The sequence below is a fragment of the Nocardiopsis sp. RV163 genome, from assembly GCF_001029525.1.
Classification (GTDB): Bacteria; Actinomycetota; Actinomycetes; order Streptosporangiales; family Streptosporangiaceae; genus Nocardiopsis; species Nocardiopsis dassonvillei.
Map to the genome: position 1 here is coordinate 18,115 of NZ_LEKI01000002.1, position 18,655 is coordinate 36,769.

Sequence of the window (18,655 nt, forward strand, 5' to 3'; positions counted from 1 at the left end):
GCCCCGTGGCGGTGGCGTCCCGGCCCTTTCGCGGCCTCCCCGGCGGACCGGGACGGGGCTCCGGCCTCGCGGCCACCGGCGGGCGGTTCCGCGGCCTTCCGCCGCCGCACCGAAGGCACAAGAGTAGGGGTACTCAGGGGGACCGGGTGCGCGTACCGATGCGGGCGGGGCGGCCCGGTCCTAGGTTCGGGTCATGACCTCCCTCCTGGTGGGCCACGCCGCGGCGGCCCTGCACTTCGGTTTCCTCGCCTTCGTCGTGTTCGGAGGCGCGCTGGCCTGGCGCTGGCCCCGCATGTTCTGGGCGCACCTGGCGGTGGCGGCCTACGCCCTGGGCATCGTCATAGTCGACTGGCCGTGCTTCCTGACCGAGATCGAGAACTGGTCGCGTGCGCGCACCGGGCGGACGGTGATGGGGAACGGCTTCATCGACTTCTACCTGACCGGGAACCTGTATCCGCCCGAGCACCTGCTCACCTCGCGCCTGGTCATGGCCGCGATCGTGGCCCTGACCTGGGTAGTCGCCGGGTGGCTGGCCCTGCGCCGCCGCGCGGCGCGGCGGGTAGGGGTGTGAGCGGCCGGCGCCCGCGCCGGCACCGGACGGGCTGCGGGCCGAACGGCGCGGGGCGGGGCACGGCGGTGGTCCCCGGGAGCGGTTGACATTGACGCTGCGTCAACCCCTAGCGTCCGTGGGCATGACGATCACCGTTCCCGACACCCTCTCCTCCATGCGGCGCGTCCTGCGGGCCCCGGCCGCCGACCGCCCCGGCCTGCTGCGCTCGATGCTCGAACCCGTCCGGGGCATGTACCGCTACCTCCCCGGCGAGGTGGACCTGGCCGACATGCACCGGCGGTCGTTCGGATTCCCCCTGGACCGCGACGAACAGCGCTGCCTCGACGCGCTGGAGACGCTGGCGGCCGCCGGGGCCTGGGAGCGCATGCGGCGCGCGCTCGACGAGGCGCTGTCCGCGCTGCTGGCGGCGACCCCGGATCTGGAGGTCCCCGACATCACCGTGCTGTTCGTGCTCGGGGACCCCGGCGACGACCACTTCACGGGTCCCTGCCTGGGCGTGTCCGGCAACGGCGGGCTGTCGGGCTACATCGTGATCACCCTGTGGCCCTTCCCCGAGAACGTGGCGCGGCTGGAGGCCACCGCCGTGCACGAACTGCACCACAACCTGCGCTACGGGCCCGGCGGGGTGGTGTGGGACCCGGCGACCGTGACGGTCGGCGAGCACGTGGTCTCCGAGGGGCTGGCCGACGCGTTCGCCCGCGAACTGTACGGAGACGGACTCGGCCGCACCCGCATCGGTGTGCCGCCCCTGCGCGACGACGCGGTCTTCGACAAGGTCGTGTCCGGGCTCGGTGTGACCGGCATGGAGAACTTCACGGCCTGGGTACACGGCGACGCCAGCGCGCGGCGCTTCGGCGCCGCCCCGGTGGGGCTGCCGACCGGGGCGGGGTACGCCGTCGGCAACAGGCTGGTGGACGCCTACCTGGCCGCGACGGGCCGGACCGCTGCGCAGGCCCTGCGGGTCGAGAGCTCACGGGTCGTCGCCGCCGCACTCGGACGCGAGGGCTGACCGCCGGGCCGCGGGCGCGCCGAGCGTGCACGCGGCCCCCACGGCAGGTTCTGGTGCGGCGGGCGCCCGCGGTTCCTGTCGCCGTACGATCGTCCGAGGACGGCCCGGGCGGTCGGAGGGACCCGGCGGCGGGCCGCCACGGTTCGCCGGCGGACAGGCCGGCGACACGCCACAGCAAGGAGCCACGCGTTGAGCACCCCGCACGCCTTCCCCCTGGAGCCCGTTCCGATCCACGTGCCCGACGAGGTCCTGGACGACCTGCGCGCCCGCCTCACGTCGACCCGGGCGCCGCTGGACGAGGGAAACGAGGACTGGTCCTACGGCGTCCCCGACAGCTACCTGCGTGAGCTGGTCGCCCACTGGCGGGACGGCTACGACTGGCGCCGCGCGGAGGCCGCCATCAACGCCCACGAGCACTACCGGGTGAGCGTCGCCGGTGTCCCGGTGCACTTCATGCGCGAGCCCGGCCGCGGACCCCGGCCGATCCCGCTGATCCTCACCCACGGCTGGCCGTGGACGTTCTGGCACTGGTCGAAGGTGATCGGCCCGCTCGCCGACCCGGCCGCGTTCGGCGGCGACCCCGCCGACGCCTTCGACGTCATCGTGCCGTCCCTGCCGGGCTTCGGTTTCCCCGGCCCGCTCACCGGCTTTCCCGACGTCAACTTCTGGAAGGTCTCCGACCTCTGGCACACCCTGATGACCCGCACCCTGGGTTACGAGAGGTACGCCGCCGGGGGCTGCGACATCGGCGGGATCGTCTCCAGCCAGCTCGGCCACAAGTACGCCGACGAGCTGTACGGCGTCCACATCGGCTCCGGGCTGCCGCTCGACTTCTTCAACGGCCCCCGGGCCTGGGACTTCGCCCGGAACCGGCCCCTCACCGACGACCAGCCCGCCGACGTGCGCGCCAGGATGGTGGAGATGGACCACCGCTCGGCATCCCACCTGGCCGTCCACATGCTCGACGGGGCCACCCTGGCCCACGGGCTGAGCGACTCGCCCGCCGGCCTGCTCGCCTGGCTGCTGGAGCGCTGGAGGTCCTGGAGCGACAACGGCGGCGACGTCGAGTCGGTCTTCACCAAGGACGACCTGCTCACCCACGCCACGATCTACTGGGCGAACAACTCCATCGCCACGTCGATGCGCTACTACGCCAACGCCAACCGCTACCCCTGGGTCCCCGCCCACGACCGCACCCCGGTCGTGCAGGCCCCGGTCGGCCTCACCCTGGTCACGTACGAGAACCCGCCCGGCGTCCACACCGCCGACGAGCGCGTCAGGGCGTTCAGGGAGGGCCCGCAGGGCGCCTGGTTCAACCACGTCAACGTCACCGCCCACGAGCGCGGCGGCCACTTCATCCCCTGGGAGAACCCCGACGCCTGGGTGGACGACCTGCGCCGCACCTTCCGCGGCCGCAGGCCCTGAGGCCCGGGCGCGACCGGGTCCTACCGTGCCTTCCGGTGCCGCTGCCGGTGGGACGAGGTGTGGACACGGGCTGGGCGGGTCCCCGGCGACGGGGAGGGCCCGGCGCAGCGGCGGCGGCCGGGGTCAGGCGAGTCCGGCGTCGTGGGCCAGCAGCGCGATCTGGGTGCGGTTGTCCATGTCGAGTTTGGCCAGGACGTTGGAGACGTGGGCCTTGACCGTGGCCACGCTCATGTAAAGCTGCGCGGCGATCTCCGCGTTCGTGCGGCCCAGGGCCACGGCCATGGCCACCTCGTGCTCGCGCGGGCTGAGCCGGGCCAGCGCCGTGCGGGCCCGCTCGTGGGATCCGGCCTGGACGGCGGTGCGGTCCATCAGGCGTCGGGTGACGCTCGCGGACAGGATGGGCTCGCCCACGGCCACCCGCAGGACCGCGTCCACGATCCGCGCGGGCGGGGTGTCCTTGAGCAGGAAGCCGCTGGCCCCGGCGCGCAGCGCGTAGAGGATGTTCTCGTCGGTGTCGAAGGTGGTCAGCACCACGACCTCGGGCGGTGGCGTGCGGGCACGCAGCCTGCGGGTGGCGGTGATGCCGTCCACCCGGGGCATGCGCAGGTCCATCAGGACCACGTCGGGGCGGCGGGCGTCGGCCGCGGCCAGCACCTCGTCGCCGTCACGGGCCTCTCCGACCACGCGGATGCCGTGGACCCCGTCGAGCATCATGGTCAGCCCGCCGCGCACGAGGGCGTCGTCGTCGACGATCAGGACACGCGGCGCACGGTTCATGTCGGCCATGGTAGCCAGGCGCGCAGGTGGAAGCCGTGGGGCGTGCGCTCGTGGTCCAGCCGCCCCCCGGCCAGGCGCACCCGCTCGGTCAGACCGACCAACCCGGTCCCGCTGCCCGGTACCGGCGGGGACCCCTCCCCGTACGGTGCCGCCCCGCCGGGCCCGGTGACGGGGTTGCGCAGGTCGATGACCAGGCCGTCGCCGGGCCGACCCTCCACGCGCACCCGCACCGGCTGGCCGGAGGCGTGCTTGCGGGCGTTGGTCAGGCCCTCCTGGACCAGGCGGTAGGCGGTGCGGCCGGTGGAGGCGGGCAGGAGGCCGGGGTCGGCCACCGCGTCGCGCAGCTCCACGCGTTCCCCGGCCCCGCGCACCTCCTCCACCAGGCTGGGGAGGTCGGACAGGACCGGTTGCGGGCGCCCGCCCGCCTCGGGCTCCTCCTCGCGCAGCACGCCGATCACCTCGCGCAGCTCCTCCAGGGCCTGGTGGACCCCGGTGCGCACCACCCCGGCGGCGCGGGCGAGCTGCTCGGGCGGGGCGTCGGGGCGGTACTCCAGCGCCCCGGCGTAGGTGGCCAGCAGGGACAGCCGGTGGGCGAGCACGTCGTGCATCTCGCGGGCGATGCGGGTGCGCTCCAGCATCCGCGCCTCGGCCACCCGGCGGCCCTGTTCTGCCTCGGCCCGGCGGGCGCGCTCGCGCAGCGACATCACCAGTGCGCGGCGGGCCCGGGCCAGGGCGCCCCAGCCCACCAGAGCGCCGGTGGCGGTGGTGATCAGGGCCAGCCACCAGGCGTAGGAGATCTGTGTGCTGGGCTGGAACAGCCCCTGGACCGCGTGCGCGGCGACGGCGGCCGCGGCGACCGCGAGGGCCAGCGGCAGGGGGCGCCGGTGGGCGACCTGGAGCACGCCCAGCGCCGCCGCCGGGGTGGCGGCGGGGGAGAGGACGGCCAGGACGGACGCGCCCAGCGCGCCGGTGACGGGCCACCGCAGCAGTACGGGGGAGAGTACGCAGACCACGAGGCCGACGGCCAGGTCCAGTTCCCGTGTCCAGGGTTCGGTGTGGCCCTCCCAGCGGGCCCAGACCGCCGCCGCGACCTGGAGGCAGACCAGGACGACCACGGCGGTCAGGGCCCGCTGGGAGCCGCGGCGCGCGGACCGGGTTTCGTCGTCGATCGGGCTCGGCACCAGGTCAGCGTAGCTCCGGGCGTCCCCGCCCCGACACCGACCAAAGTCGGATACGGCCCCGTCCGCGGTCGGCCCCGTCCGCGCCCCGGGGCCGATGCGGCGGCGGTGCCGTGCCGGGGAGTGTGGGGACCGGGGCGTTCGTGGGCCGGCACCGCACCGGTGCGGCCCCGGTGTCCGGCTCGCGGACCTGCGGGAGTACGCCTCCGAGGGGACGCGGACGGACCTTCGTCCAGCGGTCCGAGGCCGGCCCCGGACCGCGCCGCACCACACGACGACGTTGGGAAAGACCATGGCCGCCAAGGAAACCGCCGACCGAACCGCCTCCGCCGTCCCCCGGCGGATGCTCACCGCGGCCGCCGCGGTGCTCGCCCCGCTGGCCCTGTGGGGCCTGGCCGTGCCGCTGATGGGCGTGGACCTGACCGCCTTCCCGGGCGGGCAGGCCCGCCCGGTGGGGCCGGGGGCCGTGGCATTCGCGGGGATGCTCAGCGCCGCTGCGGCCTGGGCACTGCTCGCCGTGCTGGAGCGCACGGCGCGGCGGCCCCGGCTGGCGTGGACGGTCACCGCCTGCGCGGTGCTCGTGCTCTCCCTGGCCGGCCCCCTCACCAGCGGCGCCGCACCGGTGGTGGTACTGGTGCTGGAGGGGATGCACGTCCTGGTCGGGGCGGTGCTGATCCTGGGCTTGGGCCGCTCGGCCCGCGCCTGAGCCCGCGCCCCCGCGCAAGGGGGCGTTCGCGGAGCGTCCCCGCACGCGCCGGTCCTGCCACCGCCCGGCGCGGTCACCGGGCGGGGTGCGGCGTCATCCCGCGCGGCGGGCTCGCAGGACGGTGTCGTGGGTGTGGCGTGTGCCCTCGGGCGCGGGGCGGACGTTTCCACATCAGGGCCCGCTGCCAACCCTCATGAGGGGCGCCGGCGTGCCCGGGGAAACGCACCGCACACGTCGGGCGTACCGGAGCCGCCAGTGGGGCTCAGCGGGTGGGCGGCGCGGTGCTCTCGCGCTCGACGACCTCGCCGCGCACGGTGACCACACGGGGCTGGTCGCTGGGCTCGCCGTCCAGGGCGAGCACCGCGGCGCGTTCGCCCATCTCCTCCAGCGGCAGGCGCACCGTGGTCAGGGCGGGTGTGAGGTCGCGCAGGGTGGGGATGTCGTCGAACCCGGCCACCGACAGGTCGGTGGGCACCCGCAGTCCCAGGTCGCGCAGCGCGGCCATCGCCCCCGTGGCCATGACGTCGTTGACGGCGAACAGGCAGGTGGCGTCGGTGCCCACCGCCATCAGGCGGCGGGTGGACTCGTAGCCGCCGTCGCGGGTGAAGGCGCCGTGCACCACGTTGTGGTGGGCCAGCTCCAGTCCCGCGCCCGAGAGCGCGGAGTGGAACCCGTCCAGGCGTTCGCGTGCGGTCTGGAGGTCGGTGGGCCCGGCCAGGATGGCGAACTCGCGGTGACCCTGGGCGATGAGGCGGCGGGCCAGGTCGGAGGCCCCGGTGTGGTTGTCGGGGGTGACCGTGTCCGCGGGCAGGCCCTCCTGGGACACGCACGCCACCCGCCCGCCCTGGCGGCGGAACATGCGGATCTCCTCGGACAGGCGCCGGTTGCTCTCCTCGTCGGTGGAGCGCGAGCCGACCAGCACCACCGCGCGGGCCCGGTGCGCGCGCAGCGTGGCCAGGATGCGGCCCTCCTTCTGCGCGGAGCGGTTGGTGGTGCCCAGCACCAGGACCAGCCCCCGTTCCTCGGTGTGGCGGGTGACCCCCGCGGCGATCGAGGAGAAGTAGGGGTCGGAGATGTCGTGGACGAGCAGGCCGACCAGGGCACTGCTGTTGCGGGCCAGGGTCTGGGCCGAGGCGTTGGCCAGGTAGCCGAGTTCGCGCGCGCTGGCGGTCACCTTGTCGCGCAGGCGCTGACTGACCTGACGTGTACTGCCGTTGATCACCCTGGACGCCGTGGCCAGGGACACCCCGGCGTGCTCGGCGACCTGTTCCAGTGTCACGTAACCGGACTCCACGCCGCTCCCTCTCCTGCCTCGGCCCATGGGAAAACTCTTTCCTACCCTAGCGGAGCCCTCGACCAGCTCACGGACGCTCTGATGCCCCACGCGCCCCGTCTGCCGCGGCCCCGGCCTCGGAGGCGGCCGCACGACTGCGCCCGGTGCGCAGCTGCGTGCGCCAGGTCCTGGAGGGGGCCCAGCCCAGCGCGGCGCGGGCCGCCTGGGAGGAGAAGACCGCGCGGCCGTCGGCCAGGGCGGCGGCCGCCGGGCCGGTGCCGGGGTGGTGCAGGGGCAGCAGGGCGTCGACGGGCGCCTCGGACAGCGGGTCGGGGGCCATGGCGTTGAACACCTGGCCGCCGCTGACCTTGGCAGGGTTCTCGATGACCAGCGCGAAAAGCTCGGCGGCGTCGCGGGCGTCGACGTAGTTGAACAGGGAGGTGGCGGCCAGGGCCGGGTCCGCCAGCCGCTCGGCCATGGTGTGCCCGAGCTGGGTGGGCGCGCCCTCCCACTCCTCGGGGGCCACGACGTAGCCCGGGCGCACGCACGACAGGACGCAGGTGGCGGAGGTGCGTGCCAGGGCGCGCACGGTGTCCTCGATGATCGCCTTGCTCAGCCCGTAGGCGTGCCAGGGCGCGACCGGGTGGGCCTCGTCCAGCGGCAGGTAGCTGGGCGCCCAGGAGGGGGTGTTGTACCCGTAGACGGTGGGGCTGGAGGCGGCCACCGCCGAGTGGGCGCCGTGGGCGACGGCCGCGGAGAGCACCGCCCAGGCCAGGCCGGTGTTGACCTGGAGGGTCTCCACGTCGGGGCGGGCGAAGGGCACGGCGATCCCGGCCAGGTGGACGACGGCCTCGGGACTGGCCCGGGTGAAGGCCGCCTCCAGGGCGTCCGGGTCCAGCAGATCGGCGGTGACCGCGTCGACGCCCTCGGGCAGGTCGGCCGCGGCGGTGTCCACGGAGGTCACCTGGTGTCCACGTGCGGCCAGGGCGGCCACGACGCTGCGGCCGAGCCGTCCGGAGCCGCCGGTGACGAGAACGCGCATGGGTGTTGTCTTCCTTCCCTAGCCCCCGGGTCCGGGGGGTTGTCCACAGGTCGTGCGGGGCACTGGCGCCGCCCCGCGCGGCGGTCCTAACGTTGACGTCGGAGGCCCCGGGTCCGCCCGCTTCGTGCTGCAGCCCCCGATGCCCGGGCCGCCCTTCCCCTCCTCCAGCCAGCCGTTCGCGGTCCGGGCCCTAGAGGACCTGTTCGCCGAGGGCCGGGGCACCGGCGGACCTCACCGGCGACCGGGAACCGTGGGGCGGAGCGGCCGCGAACGTCGCCGTTGCGGTGGAAGGGGCCCGTCCCCCGAACGGCGGAAAGGGACGAGGAGCGCAGCGGCGGCCTTTCACGGTCACCGCACCAGGGCGGTTCCCAGCCGCGTGGTTCCGGCCAGGGCGGACCCCGGGCTAGAACAGGTCCCGGGCGGCCTCGGCCAGGGCCGCCAGCTCCCCGGCCCCGTCGGCGCGCCCGTCGCGCACCGCCACGCGCAGCCGCCGTTCCAGCCGCCCGCCCTCGGGCAGGGGCAGCCGCGTGTCCCACGCCAGCGCGGGCCCCACCCCCGGGTACTCCTCGGCCCGCAGGAACCACGGGTCGGTGTGCTCCCCGGGCTGGAGGAAGACCAGGGTCCACCCCCCGCCCACGGCCTCGTCGGCGTCCGCCGCGCCGCCGCCCGGGGCATCACGGCCTCCGGCGCCCTCTCCCTCAGCGGCGCCAGCGGCCCCGACTCCCTCACCACCGACGCCGACCATGGCCAGCCACTCCGCCCGCGAACCGTGCAGGTCCCTCTCGCCCTCCAGCCCGCCCGCGCCCACGACCGCGGGCGGGGCCGCGGCCACGGGCGCGCGCCAGAACAGGCCCCCGTACCCGGCGCCGGGTCTGCCGTTGGTGGCGGGGCTGCCGATGCTCAGGTCGCGCCCGGAGGTGTTGCGCAACTGCGTGCGCACGTCCAGCACCCAGGTGCGCCCGTCCAGGACCGCGGCCCGCACGGTGCGCTCCTCGCTCAACATCTCGGCCCCGTCGGGGCCGGTCCACGACAGCGCCTCCACACGGCGGTCCGCGGCCAGCTCCAGCCAGGACACGTGCCGCTGGCGGCCGTGGTTGTCCAGCAGCACCGACCCCCGGTCGCGGGTGAAGGTGCGCCCGCCCCAGAAGCTCACCCCCGACACGTCGGGCACGGCCACGCCCACCCCGAAGTGGTGCGGGTGGTCGGCGGGCCGCTCCTCGGTGACCGGAACCCCGGCGAGGGTGCGCACCGGGTGCAGGTAGGGGCGCGGCGACAGGGCCGGCTCGATGTCGGTCCCGTCCCTGAGGACGGCCAGGACGCAACCGTCCAGGGTCAGCGTGTTCACGGCGTGGCCTTCGCGTCGGTCGCTCCCGCCCGGGCCGCGGGGGACCAGGCCGGATCGAGTTCGGAGAACAGCGCCAGGTGCTCGGCGCTGCGGTGGATGAGGGATTCGATGCCGGGGACGATCCGGCGCACCCCCTCCTCGGTCCGGTACACGTGCTGCATGCCCGCGGGCAGAGCCACCGGGTCGGGCGCGGTGCGCACCGCTTCGAGCACGTGCATGAACGCCCGTGTGGCCCGGGGAGGCACCAGCAGCGGCTCGCCCCCGCGCACGTGTTCGACCAGGTTGGACATCAGGCGGGTGCGCGGGTGCGTGGTGGTGGCCGGGGGTCGGCCCGGCCGGTGCACGGTGACGCGGTCCAGCGTGTACTCGAACTCGATGCGCCCCAGGTCGCCGTGGACCACCAGGCGCGGCGGCAGGTGCTCGGGCGCGCACAGGGTCACCGCCAGGGTGATGGGCAGCCCGTCCGCGGTGCGCACGCGCACGCACGAGGTGTCGTCGGCCTCGATGGGGTGGGCGTGGAACATCTCCAGCTCCACGCCCCGCGGCGCCTCGTTCGCTGCTCCGGCCACGGCCAGCGCGGTGGCCAGGGCGTGGGCGAAGGGGTTGGTCAGCGCCCCGTCCACCACGTCGCGCCCCTGGAGGCGGCGGCGCCCCGCCCAGGGGGCGCGGTCGTAGTAGGCCGAGGTGCGTACCCACGTGCCCGTACCGCCGATGCCGCGCACGCGCCCCACCGCGCCCTCGCGCACCAGGGTGCGCACGGCCTCCACGGCGGCCGAGCCCAGGCTCTGGAAGCCCACCTGGCAGGCCAGCCCGGAGGCGTCCACGGCCGCGGTGAGCTCCTCGAACTCGGCCAGGGTCGCGGTGGTGGGCTTCTCCAGCAGCAGGTGGGAGCCGTGTTCCAGCGCGGTGCGGGCCAGGGGCAGGTGGGTGTGGATGGGCGTGGCCAGGACGGTGATCCGCGCGCCGGTGCTCTCGATCGCCTCGCCCAGGTCGGCGTGGCAGGGCAGTGCGCCGTGCCCCTCCAGGTCGTCGTCCTGGGCCACGGGGCGCTGGTCGCACACGCCCACGAGCCGGACCAGGCCGCTCTGCGCCAGTTCGCGCAGGGAGCGCAGGTGGGCGCGGCCGTGTCCGTGGACCCCGGCCAGCAGCACGGGCACGGGTTCGCCCATCAGCTGCCCCCGAGCAGGTCGGCGACGCGGACCGGCGCCCCCGAGGCGATGGAGGCGTTGGCCGCCAGCCCGGTGAGCAGGGCGTTGCCGCCGTCGGAGTGGTCGGGGCGGATGCCGTCGTCCTCGCCGCCGAACAGCGAGTCCAGCATGAGCTGGTCGCCGCCGCCGTGGGTGCCCTCGCCCACCGCCGCGGGGATCTCCTCGGGTGGCTGCCAGTGGCGGCGCAGCCACAGCCGCGCGCTGGTGTGCTCCTTGGGCGCGGGCATGCCGCGCACGGGCGTGGTCTCGTCCTGCTCGGGCGAGGTGTACTCGAACTCGGTCATGTCCAGCTCCAGGCGGCCCCGGCTGCCGGTGATCGCGATCCGGTAGCCCTCCCAGGGAGCGTAGGCGACCAGGTGGTAGGTCAGGCGCGCGCCGCTGTCGTAGCCGACCAGCACGGACATGTCGTCCTCGATGGTGATGCCGGGGCCGAAGACGTTGAGGTCGCGGCGGTAGCCGTCCTCGTGCTCGGCGTCCAGGTACAGGGCCCGCAGGTCGGCGCTGTCGTCCATGTGCAGGGCGAAGGGGTCGCCCTGGGCGGCGTCCTCGCCGTGGCCGCGCTCGTAATCGGCGGACAGGCCGTGGCGGCGGCCGTTGTCGTCACCGTAGAAGAACAGCCTCCCCGACGCGAACACGTCGGTGGGGCGGGCGCCGATCCACCAGTTGACCAGGTCGAAGTGGTGGCTGGCCTTGTGCACGAGCAGGCCGCCGGACTGGGTCTTGTCGCGGTGCCAGCGGCGGAAGTAGTCGGCGCCGTGGCGCAGGTCCAGCAGCCACTCGAAGTGCACCGACCCGACCTCGCCGATCACTCCGGAGGAGATGAGGTCGCGCAGTTGGCGGTGGACGGGGTTGTAGCGGTAGTTGAAGCCGACGGTCACCCGCCCCCCGGTGCGCGCCTGGGCCTCGTTGATGCGCCGCAGGCCCTCCAGGTCGGCGGTCATGGGCTTCTCGGTGATGGCGTCGAGCCCGGCGTCCAGGGCCGCCACGACGTAGTCGGCGTGGGTGCGGTCGACGGTGCAGACGATGACCTCGTCGACCTTCTCCTCCTTGAGCATGCGGACGAAGTCGTCGGGGGAGTAGGTCGGCACGGCGTCGAGCCCGGCGTCGGTGACGATGCGGTTGTGCACGGCCATGCGGGTGCTGTTGGTGTCGCAGAGGGCGACCAGACGTCCCCGGTCCCGGTGGGTGCCGGTCAGGGCCCGGGTGTACATCCGTGCGCGGGATCCGGTGCCGACGATCGCGTACCTGCGTGGGGTGGTGTGGTTCACACAGGGCATGGTAAACGCTTTCCCATTCGGTCGACAAGGGCGTCGGCCAAGACGTGTCCGAGCATCCGCGCATCCGTGACGCAAGACTGGGAGTAGTCGAATGAATCCGGAGAGTGGGATTTCTCGTGCGAACGAGCGCGAGGCTGGAAAGCGCGCGGCAGAATCCGCCCCTCCGGGGCCGCGGGAAGCGTAACGATATGGGGCTTGGATCACAGTTTTCGGGAAATCTGCCGTTGACACCCATGTGACCCGGTGCTAGAAACTGAACATCTTAGTACGTGGATAGCGCTTACCAGAACATGTTTAGGCAGTTCAACACGTGTTCTCGCCCACAGCGTACGCGTCTCCGAACGAGATTGGCAGTTTCCATGAATCCAGGACCGCACGCGCCCGCCAGCGCTCCGGCGGTGGCCCCACAGGAGGGTGGATCCCCGTGAGCGCCATCCTGCAACGGCGGCCCGCCAAGGCCCCCGACGCCCCTGCCGGCGCCGAGCCGCGCCGCAGGGTCGGCAAGAGCCCGGCCCCTGGCAAGCGGCGGAACGAGAACCTCGCCGCCTACGGCTTCCTGGCCCCGTGGTTCGTCGGCCTGGTGCTCATCACCGCGGGCCCCCTCCTGGCCTCCCTGTACTTCTCCTTCACCGACTACAACCTCATCGGCGACTACGAGTGGGTCGGCCTGGAGAACTACCAGCGGATGTTCGACGACGAGCGCCTGCACAGCGCGCTCAGGGTCACGTTCGTCTACGTCTTCGTTTCGGTGCCGCTCCAGCTCGCCCTGGCCCTGGCCCTGGCGATGATCCTGGACCGCGGCGTGCGGGGACTGCCCCTGTACCGGTCGGTGTACTACCTGCCCTCCCTGCTGGGCGGCAGCGTGGCCATCGCCATCCTGTGGCGCCAGGTCTTCGGGGCTGAGGGCCTGATCAACCAGGTGCTGGCCTTCTTCGGCGTCCAGGGCGAGGGCTGGGTCTCCCACCCCGACTACGCGCTGGGCACCCTGATCGTGCTCAACGTGTGGACCTTCGGCGCGCCCATGGTGATCTTCCTGGCGGGTCTGCGCCAGATCCCCGCCATGTACTACGAGGCCGCCGCGGTGGACGGGGCGGGCCCCCTGCGCCGCTTCTGGAACATCACCGTGCCGATGCTCACCCCGATCATCTTCTTCAACATGGTGCTGCAGTTCATCAACGCCTTCCAGACCTTCACCCAGGCGTTCGTGGTCAGCGGCGGCACCGGCGGCCCCTCGGACTCCACGCTCTTCTACACGCTCTACCTCTACCTGCGCGGCTTCGGCTCCTTCGACATGGGCTACGCCTCGGCGATGGCCTGGCTGCTGTTGCTGATCATCGGCGGGTTCACCGCGGTGAACTTCGTCGCCTCCAAGTACTGGGTCTTCTATGGCGACTAAGACAATGGCCCCCGTGACCTCGCAGAAGCGCACGCGGGCCGAACGCACACGACGGCTGATCACCCACATCGGGCTCATCGGCTTCGGGCTGGTCATGCTCTACCCGCTGCTGTGGATGCTCTCCAGCTCGTTCAAGCCCACCGAGGAGATCTTCCGCGCTCCGGGACTGATCCCCGAGACCTTCACCCCGGGCAACTACACCGAGGGGTGGAACGCCCTCCAGTTCCCGTTCCACCACTACCTGCTCAACTCGGCGATCGTGGTGGCCGGTGCGATCGTGGGCAACCTCATCGGCTGCTCGATGGCGGCCTACGCCTTCGCCCGGCTGGAGTTCCGCGGCAAGCGGCTGTTCTTCGCCGTCATGATGGCCACGATCATGCTGCCGATCCACGTCGTGATCGTGCCGCAGTACATCCTTTTCGCCGAGCTGGACTGGATCAACACCTTCCTGCCGCTGATCGTGCCCAAGCTGCTGGCCACGGACGGGTTCTTCATCTTCCTCATGGTGCAGTTCATCCGCGGACTGCCCCGCGACCTGGACGAGGCGGCGCGCATCGACGGCTGCGGCCACGTGCGCATCTTCTTCCAGATCATCATGCCGCTGTCCCTGCCGGCCCTGGCCACCAGCGCGATCTTCACCTTCATCTGGACCTGGAACGACTTCTTCAGCCAGCTGATCTTCCTCACCGACCCGTCGATGTACACCGTCCCCGTCGCCCTGCGCACCTTCGTCGACTCGACCTCGCAGACCTCCTGGGGTCCGCTGTTCGCCATGTCGATCGTCGCCCTGGGGCCCGTCTTCGGTTTCTTCCTCGCGGGTCAGCGATACCTCGTCAAGGGCATCGCCACCACCGGAATCAAGTAGTCGAAGGGAACCGAACACATGCACGCACACCCTGGCAGCGGGCGCCCCCAGGCCCGTCGCCGCAGCCCTTTCCTGTCCGTGGCCGCGGCAGTGGGCGCCATCGTGATGGCGGCCACCGCCTGTGGCGGCTCCGAGGCCGACGACGGAACGGTCGAGCTGCGCTTCTCCTGGTGGGGCGCGGACGACCGCCACTCCACCACCCAGCAGGTCATCGACCTGTTCGAGGCCGAGAACCCGGGCATCACCATCGTCCCCGAGTACACCGACTGGGGCGGCTACTGGGACCGCCTGGCCACCAGCACCGCCGCCAACGACGCCCCCGACATCATCACGCAGGAGGAGCGCTACCTGCGCGAGTACGGCGACCGAGGCGCCCTCCTCGACCTCAACGAGGTCGACCTGGACCTGTCGGGGATCGATCCCCTGGTGGCCGACAGCGGCGACCTGGACGGGCAGACCTTCGGAGTGGCCACCGGCGTGAACGCCTACGCGATCCTGGCCGACCCCCAGGCCTTCGAGGAAGCGGGCGTGGAGATGCCCGACGACGAGACGTGGACCTGGGACGACTACGTCGAGATCTCGGCCCAGATCAGCGAGGCCACCGACGGCGAGATCGTGGGCACCCAGAGCATGTCCTACAACGAGACGGGCTTCCAGATCTTCGCCCGCCAGCGCGGGGAGAACCTCTACGCCGAGGACGGGTCCCTCGGCTTCTCCCAGGAGACGCTGGAGGAGTGGTTCTCCGTCACCGAGCAGTTGACGGAGAACGGGGGCCAGCCCGGCGCGGCCGAGAGCGTGGAGATCGAGGCGGGCGGCCCCGACCAGTCGGTGCTCTCCACCAACCAGGGCGCGATGGCCCACTTCTGGACCAACCAACTGGGCGGCATCTCGGCCTCCTCCGGCCGCGACATCGAACTGCTGCGCTACCCGGGTGAGAGCACCGAGGACCGCACCGGCATGTTCTTCAAGCCGGCCATGTTCTACTCCATCTCCTCGGGCACCGAGCACCCGGAGGAGGCGGCGCTGTTCGTGGACTTCCTGCTCAACAGCGAGGAGGCCGCCGAGCTGATCCTGGCCGACCGCGGTCTGCCCGCCAACGTGGACGTGCGCGCCCAGGTCATCGACTCGCTGCCCGAGGCCGACGCCCGCAGTGCGGTGTTCCTGTCCGAGATCGAGGGCGCGATCGTGGACGGCAACCCGCCGCCGCCGATCGGCGCCGGTCAGGTCGTGGACATCACCAAGCGCGTCACCGAGGACCTGACCTTCGGTGACCTGACTCCGGCCGAGGCCGCGGAGCAGTTCATCGCGGAGGTCGAGGCGGCCACCGGCGAGGCCTGATCCGGACCTACCGGCACCAGCGCGCGGGCGGCAGCCCGGTGAGGCGTTCGGGTGGCCTCCGCTCGCGGTTCCCCGTTCCTCAGGGCCGGGCGGTGACCGGCGGTTCCTCGGGGTCGGCCTCGGGCGGCGCGGGGGCCGGGGGCACGGCGGTCTGGGCGACGAGGGCTCCCGCGACGATGACGGCGGCGCCGACGGCCTGCACGGGGGTGAGCGCCTCGCCCAGCAGCGCCCAGGCCAGCACGATCGCGGTGACCACCTCCAGGTAGGCGACCGCTCCGGCGACCTGCGGGGACAGGCGCCGGATCGCCGAGATGCCGAGGAAGTAGGCGAGCGCGGTGCACACCATGCCCAGCCACAGGGCCGTCGCCCAGCCGGGGAGGGAGAACCCGCCGAGCGCGACCGGGTCGGCGAGCATGTGCCAGGGCAGAGTCCAGGGCCGGGCCAGGACTCCCAGCAGCACCGCGGCGACCAGGGAACCGAAGGCCACCACGGCCAGCGGGCGGGTGTCCTCGTCCATGCTGTCCGACAGCAGGAAGAAGACGGCCTGCGCCGCGGCGGCGCCCAGGGCAAGCCCCACGCCGACCGCGTCCAGGCGCACGCCCGCCCACACCTCCAGCAGCAGGCCGAGCCCGGCCACGGCCAGGACCACGCCGACCACGGCGGCGGGTGAGACGCGGGTGCGGCGCACCAGGCGCAGCCACAGCAGGACCAGGACCGGGCCGAGGAACTCGATGAGCAGGGCGATGCCCACGGGGATACGCGAGATGGAGGCGAAGTACAGGGCCTGGACCCCGGCCATCGGGAGGACGCCGTAGGCCAGGACCAGCAGCGGGCGGCGGCGGGCGGTGCGCCAGTGGGCCAGGGCCACGGGCGACAGCAGCAGTGCCGCACCGGCCACGCGCAGCCAGGTGACGTGGAGGGAGTCCATCCCCGCGTCCAGCAGGGGGCGGGCGAAGACGCCCGATCCGCCGAAGGCGAGTGCCGAGGCGAGTGCGAAGGCCAGCCCCGAGCTCCGGTGGCGCGCGGTTGGGACGGACACGGCGGTGCTCCCGGGGGATGGTGGGGACATGGGGGTGTTGACGAGCATACGGCTGGGTCCGGGGAAGTCTTCGGGCGGTGTGCGCCCTTCGGCACCGGATGCTGTGCGCGGGCACGGACCGGGCGGGGACCGCGCTGCCCGCCGGTGGAACCTGCCTCAGTCCTGTGCGGGTGTGAGGTCGATCTGGGCCCAGGCGACGTCGTGCCAGGCGTCGAACTTGCGGCCGACCCGGCGCATGACGCCCACGTCCTCGAAGCCCAGGGAGCGGTGCAGGCCCAGGCTGGCCTCGTTGGGCAGGGTCATGCACGCGACGGCGGTGCGCATTCCGCGTTCGGCCAGGCGGGGCAGCAGTTCCCGGTACAGGGCGCGGCCCGCGCCGGTGCGCCTGCGGCCCGTGGCCAGGTAGACGCTGACCTCGCACGACCACCGGTAGGCTTCGCGGGCGCGGAAGGGCCCGCCGTAGGCGTAGCCGACGACCCCGTCGGCGTCCTCCAGCACGACCCAGGCGTGCCGCCGCTGGGCCGCGGCGATCCGCTCGGCCATCTGTTCGGCGGTGGGCGGCTCGTACTCGAAGGTGATCGCGGTGTCGGTGACGTAGGGAGAGTAGATCACCGCGCACGCCGGGGCGTCCGCGGGGGTCGCGTCGCGGACGGTGAGGGTCGGCATCGAAGTCATGTCGATCATGGTATTCAGTTCTGCTCCCTATAGTGAGCATCATGAGCGACACACTGGGCACGGCCCTGGCTTCGACCCTGCGAGAGCTGCGCCGGGCCCGCGGGCTGAGCGGAGGGGCGCTGGCCGAGCTGTCCGGTGTCTCCCGGGGCATGATCAGCCGGATCGAGAACGGCGAGGCCCAGCCCACCGCCTCCCTGCTGGGGCGGATCGCCGCCGCGCTGGGCATCACCCTGTCGGAGCTGATCGCCCGCGCCGAACAGGGGGACCGTCGCCTGGTCCGCGCGCACGAGCAGCCCGTGTGGACCGACCCCGGGACGGGCTACCGGCGGCGCGCGGTCTCACCCGCGTCCGGCGGCCCGATCGAACTGGTGGAGGTGGAGCTGCCGCCGGGTGCGCGGGTGGGCTTCCCCGCGCAGGCCTACGCCCTCACCCACCACCAGATCTGGGTGCTGGAGGGCACGCTGGCCTTCCGCGAGGGGGGTGTGGAGCACGTGCTGGAGCGTGGCGACTGCCTGCACCTGGGCCCGCCCGAGCCGTGCGAGTTCCACAACCCGACCGGGGCGGACTGCCGGTACCTGGTGGTCATCTCCCGGCGCGGAGCCTGAGACGGCGGCCGGGCCGGGGAAACGCCGCCCGACTCAGGGCGCCAGCGCCCGGACGAACACCGCGCGCTGGTCGGCCAACCAGGCCTGGCGGCGGTCCCAGCGCTCCCAGCCGCCCATCCGTTCCAGGTCGCGGGCGAACAGCGCGTCACCGTTCTCGACCCGTTCGGCCACGAAGACGCGGGCGACGGCCGTGTACTCCTCGACCACCCCCGGAAGGGCGCGGCGGTCGTCGGGGGAGAGCCCGTAGGCGTCGGCGATGAGGCGCAGCCGGTGCGCGACACCGCTCTCCTCGTGCGGGGTTCCGGCGGCCGAGGCCGGGTCGAGCGCGGGCGCCAGGTAGTAGGCCAGCGCCGCCACGTCCCAGACCGGGCGGCCCGGCGCGGCCAGGTCGAAGTCGATCAGGGCCGCGGCCCGGCTCCGTCGGAAGACGATGTTCTCCAGGCAGGGGTCGTTGTGGCACAGGATGGGACCGCCCTCGGGGTCGGCCATCCCGGTGGAGCCTGTGTTCCAGGCGGCCGAGGTGTCCACGGGCACGCGTGCGGCGGCGTCGTGGTAGCGGCGCAGCAGTTCGGCGGCCGAGAGCAGGGTGTGCTCGGTGTACGCCCAGTCGGGGAACGGCGGAAGGGCGACGTCCCCCTCCACGAAGGTCAGCTCCTCGCGGCCGTCGTCGCGCAGCCGGAGCGGCACCGGCGCGCCCCTGAAACCGCTCTCGGCCAGGGCGCCCAGATGGGCGTGGATCGCGGGTGCGGCGGGTGTCGCGGTGCGCACGACGTGGCCGCCGTACCGGAACACCGTGGTCATCATGCCGCCTGCCAGCCGCTTCCCCCTGTTGTCGGTGCCGCTGTCGGTGTCGCTCGGGTGGGTCATCGCTCTCCTCGGCGTCGAGGACCTGCGGCGGCGGGTCCACCTCGAAACTAGTGCCAGCG

The 18,655-nt window shown here is 73.3% G+C and carries 18 protein-coding genes; 8 read left to right on the forward strand and 10 right to left on the reverse strand.

Annotation, left to right across the window (positions count from 1 at the left end; translation table 11 throughout):
- Positions 1-193: 193 nt before the first annotated feature.
- The 3 genes from ABD54_RS00585 (at position 194) to ABD54_RS00595 (ending at position 3,005) form a co-directional block, all read left to right on the forward strand.
- Positions 194-571, forward strand: a complete 378-nt coding sequence (locus ABD54_RS00585) for a DUF2784 domain-containing protein (RefSeq protein WP_047867446.1) — start codon at positions 194-196, stop codon at positions 569-571.
- Between the two features lie 121 nt (positions 572-692).
- Entirely contained in the window at positions 693-1,580 is an 888-nt protein-coding gene (locus ABD54_RS00590; protein ID WP_047867447.1) for a DUF2268 domain-containing protein, read from the forward strand.
- Positions 1,581-1,769: 189 nt separating this feature from the next.
- A complete protein-coding gene (locus ABD54_RS00595) occupies positions 1,770-3,005 on the forward strand; it encodes an epoxide hydrolase family protein (protein WP_047867448.1) in 1,236 nt (411 codons plus the stop codon).
- 123 nt (positions 3,006-3,128) lie between these two features.
- Here the strand turns inward: ABD54_RS00595 and ABD54_RS00600 are convergent, their stop codons facing one another.
- Together ABD54_RS00600 and ABD54_RS00605 are read right to left on the reverse strand one after the other, a co-directional pair.
- Positions 3,129-3,791 (reverse strand): response regulator transcription factor, encoded by a 663-nt coding sequence (locus ABD54_RS00600; RefSeq protein ID WP_047867449.1) that lies wholly within the window; start codon positions 3,789-3,791, stop codon positions 3,129-3,131.
- A complete protein-coding gene (locus tag ABD54_RS00605; RefSeq protein ID WP_047867450.1) occupies positions 3,779-4,963 on the reverse strand; it encodes a sensor histidine kinase in 1,185 nt (394 codons plus the stop codon). The genes ABD54_RS00600 and ABD54_RS00605 overlap by 13 nt, the downstream gene beginning before the upstream one ends.
- A gap of 289 nt (positions 4,964-5,252) precedes the next feature.
- Between ABD54_RS00605 and ABD54_RS00610 the strand changes: the two genes are divergently transcribed.
- Entirely contained in the window at positions 5,253-5,666 is a 414-nt protein-coding gene (locus tag ABD54_RS00610; protein ID WP_047867451.1) for a DUF6069 family protein, read from the forward strand.
- A gap of 262 nt (positions 5,667-5,928) precedes the next feature.
- Here ABD54_RS00610 and ABD54_RS00615 read toward each other — a convergent pair whose 3' ends face one another.
- The 5 genes from ABD54_RS00615 to ABD54_RS00635 form a co-directional block, all read right to left on the reverse strand.
- Positions 5,929-6,960, reverse strand: coding sequence for a LacI family DNA-binding transcriptional regulator (locus ABD54_RS00615; protein ID WP_047867452.1), 1,032 nt, complete (start codon positions 6,958-6,960; stop codon positions 5,929-5,931).
- A gap of 67 nt (positions 6,961-7,027) precedes the next feature.
- Positions 7,028-7,981 (reverse strand): NAD(P)-dependent oxidoreductase, encoded by a 954-nt coding sequence (locus tag ABD54_RS00620; protein ID WP_047867453.1) that lies wholly within the window; start codon positions 7,979-7,981, stop codon positions 7,028-7,030.
- A gap of 403 nt (positions 7,982-8,384) precedes the next feature.
- Positions 8,385-9,326 carry a PmoA family protein gene (locus ABD54_RS00625; RefSeq protein WP_047867454.1) on the reverse strand — a complete coding sequence of 314 codons (942 nt, stop codon included), beginning with the start codon at positions 9,324-9,326 and terminating at the stop codon, positions 8,385-8,387.
- Positions 9,323-10,495 (reverse strand): Gfo/Idh/MocA family protein, encoded by a 1,173-nt coding sequence (locus ABD54_RS00630; protein ID WP_047867455.1) that lies wholly within the window; start codon positions 10,493-10,495, stop codon positions 9,323-9,325. The genes ABD54_RS00625 and ABD54_RS00630 overlap by 4 nt, the downstream gene beginning before the upstream one ends.
- Entirely contained in the window at positions 10,495-11,802 is a 1,308-nt protein-coding gene (locus ABD54_RS00635; RefSeq protein WP_082166603.1) for a Gfo/Idh/MocA family protein, read from the reverse strand. Before ABD54_RS00635 ends, ABD54_RS00630 begins: the two co-directional genes overlap by 1 nt.
- Before the next feature lie 433 nt (positions 11,803-12,235).
- Between ABD54_RS00635 and ABD54_RS00640 the strand changes: the two genes are divergently transcribed.
- From ABD54_RS00640 to ABD54_RS00650, 3 genes are read left to right on the forward strand one after another with little or no spacing between them, the layout of a single operon-like run.
- A complete protein-coding gene (locus ABD54_RS00640; RefSeq protein WP_047867457.1) occupies positions 12,236-13,207 on the forward strand; it encodes a carbohydrate ABC transporter permease in 972 nt (323 codons plus the stop codon).
- Positions 13,197-14,072, forward strand: a complete 876-nt coding sequence (locus ABD54_RS00645; protein ID WP_047867458.1) for a carbohydrate ABC transporter permease — start codon at positions 13,197-13,199, stop codon at positions 14,070-14,072. Before ABD54_RS00640 ends, ABD54_RS00645 begins: the two co-directional genes overlap by 11 nt.
- An 18-nt stretch (positions 14,073-14,090) precedes the next feature.
- A complete protein-coding gene (locus ABD54_RS00650) occupies positions 14,091-15,410 on the forward strand; it encodes an ABC transporter substrate-binding protein (RefSeq protein ID WP_047867459.1) in 1,320 nt (439 codons plus the stop codon).
- A gap of 79 nt (positions 15,411-15,489) precedes the next feature.
- Here ABD54_RS00650 and ABD54_RS00655 read toward each other — a convergent pair whose 3' ends face one another.
- Positions 15,490-16,449 (reverse strand): DMT family transporter, encoded by a 960-nt coding sequence (locus ABD54_RS00655; RefSeq protein WP_152691956.1) that lies wholly within the window; start codon positions 16,447-16,449, stop codon positions 15,490-15,492.
- Positions 16,450-16,605: 156 nt separating this feature from the next.
- Positions 16,606-17,133, reverse strand: a complete 528-nt coding sequence (locus tag ABD54_RS00660; protein ID WP_082166604.1) for a GNAT family N-acetyltransferase — start codon at positions 17,131-17,133, stop codon at positions 16,606-16,608.
- A gap of 32 nt (positions 17,134-17,165) precedes the next feature.
- On the opposite strand from ABD54_RS00660, the gene ABD54_RS00665 reads away from it, so the two are divergent.
- Positions 17,166-17,729 (forward strand): XRE family transcriptional regulator, encoded by a 564-nt coding sequence (locus ABD54_RS00665; protein ID WP_019607297.1) that lies wholly within the window; start codon positions 17,166-17,168, stop codon positions 17,727-17,729.
- A 33-nt stretch (positions 17,730-17,762) separates the two neighbouring features.
- Here ABD54_RS00665 and ABD54_RS00670 read toward each other — a convergent pair whose 3' ends face one another.
- Complete coding sequence (locus ABD54_RS00670; protein ID WP_047867460.1) at positions 17,763-18,596, reverse strand: phosphotransferase; 834 nt, start codon at positions 18,594-18,596, stop codon at positions 17,763-17,765.
- Positions 18,597-18,655: the final 59 nt, after the last annotated feature.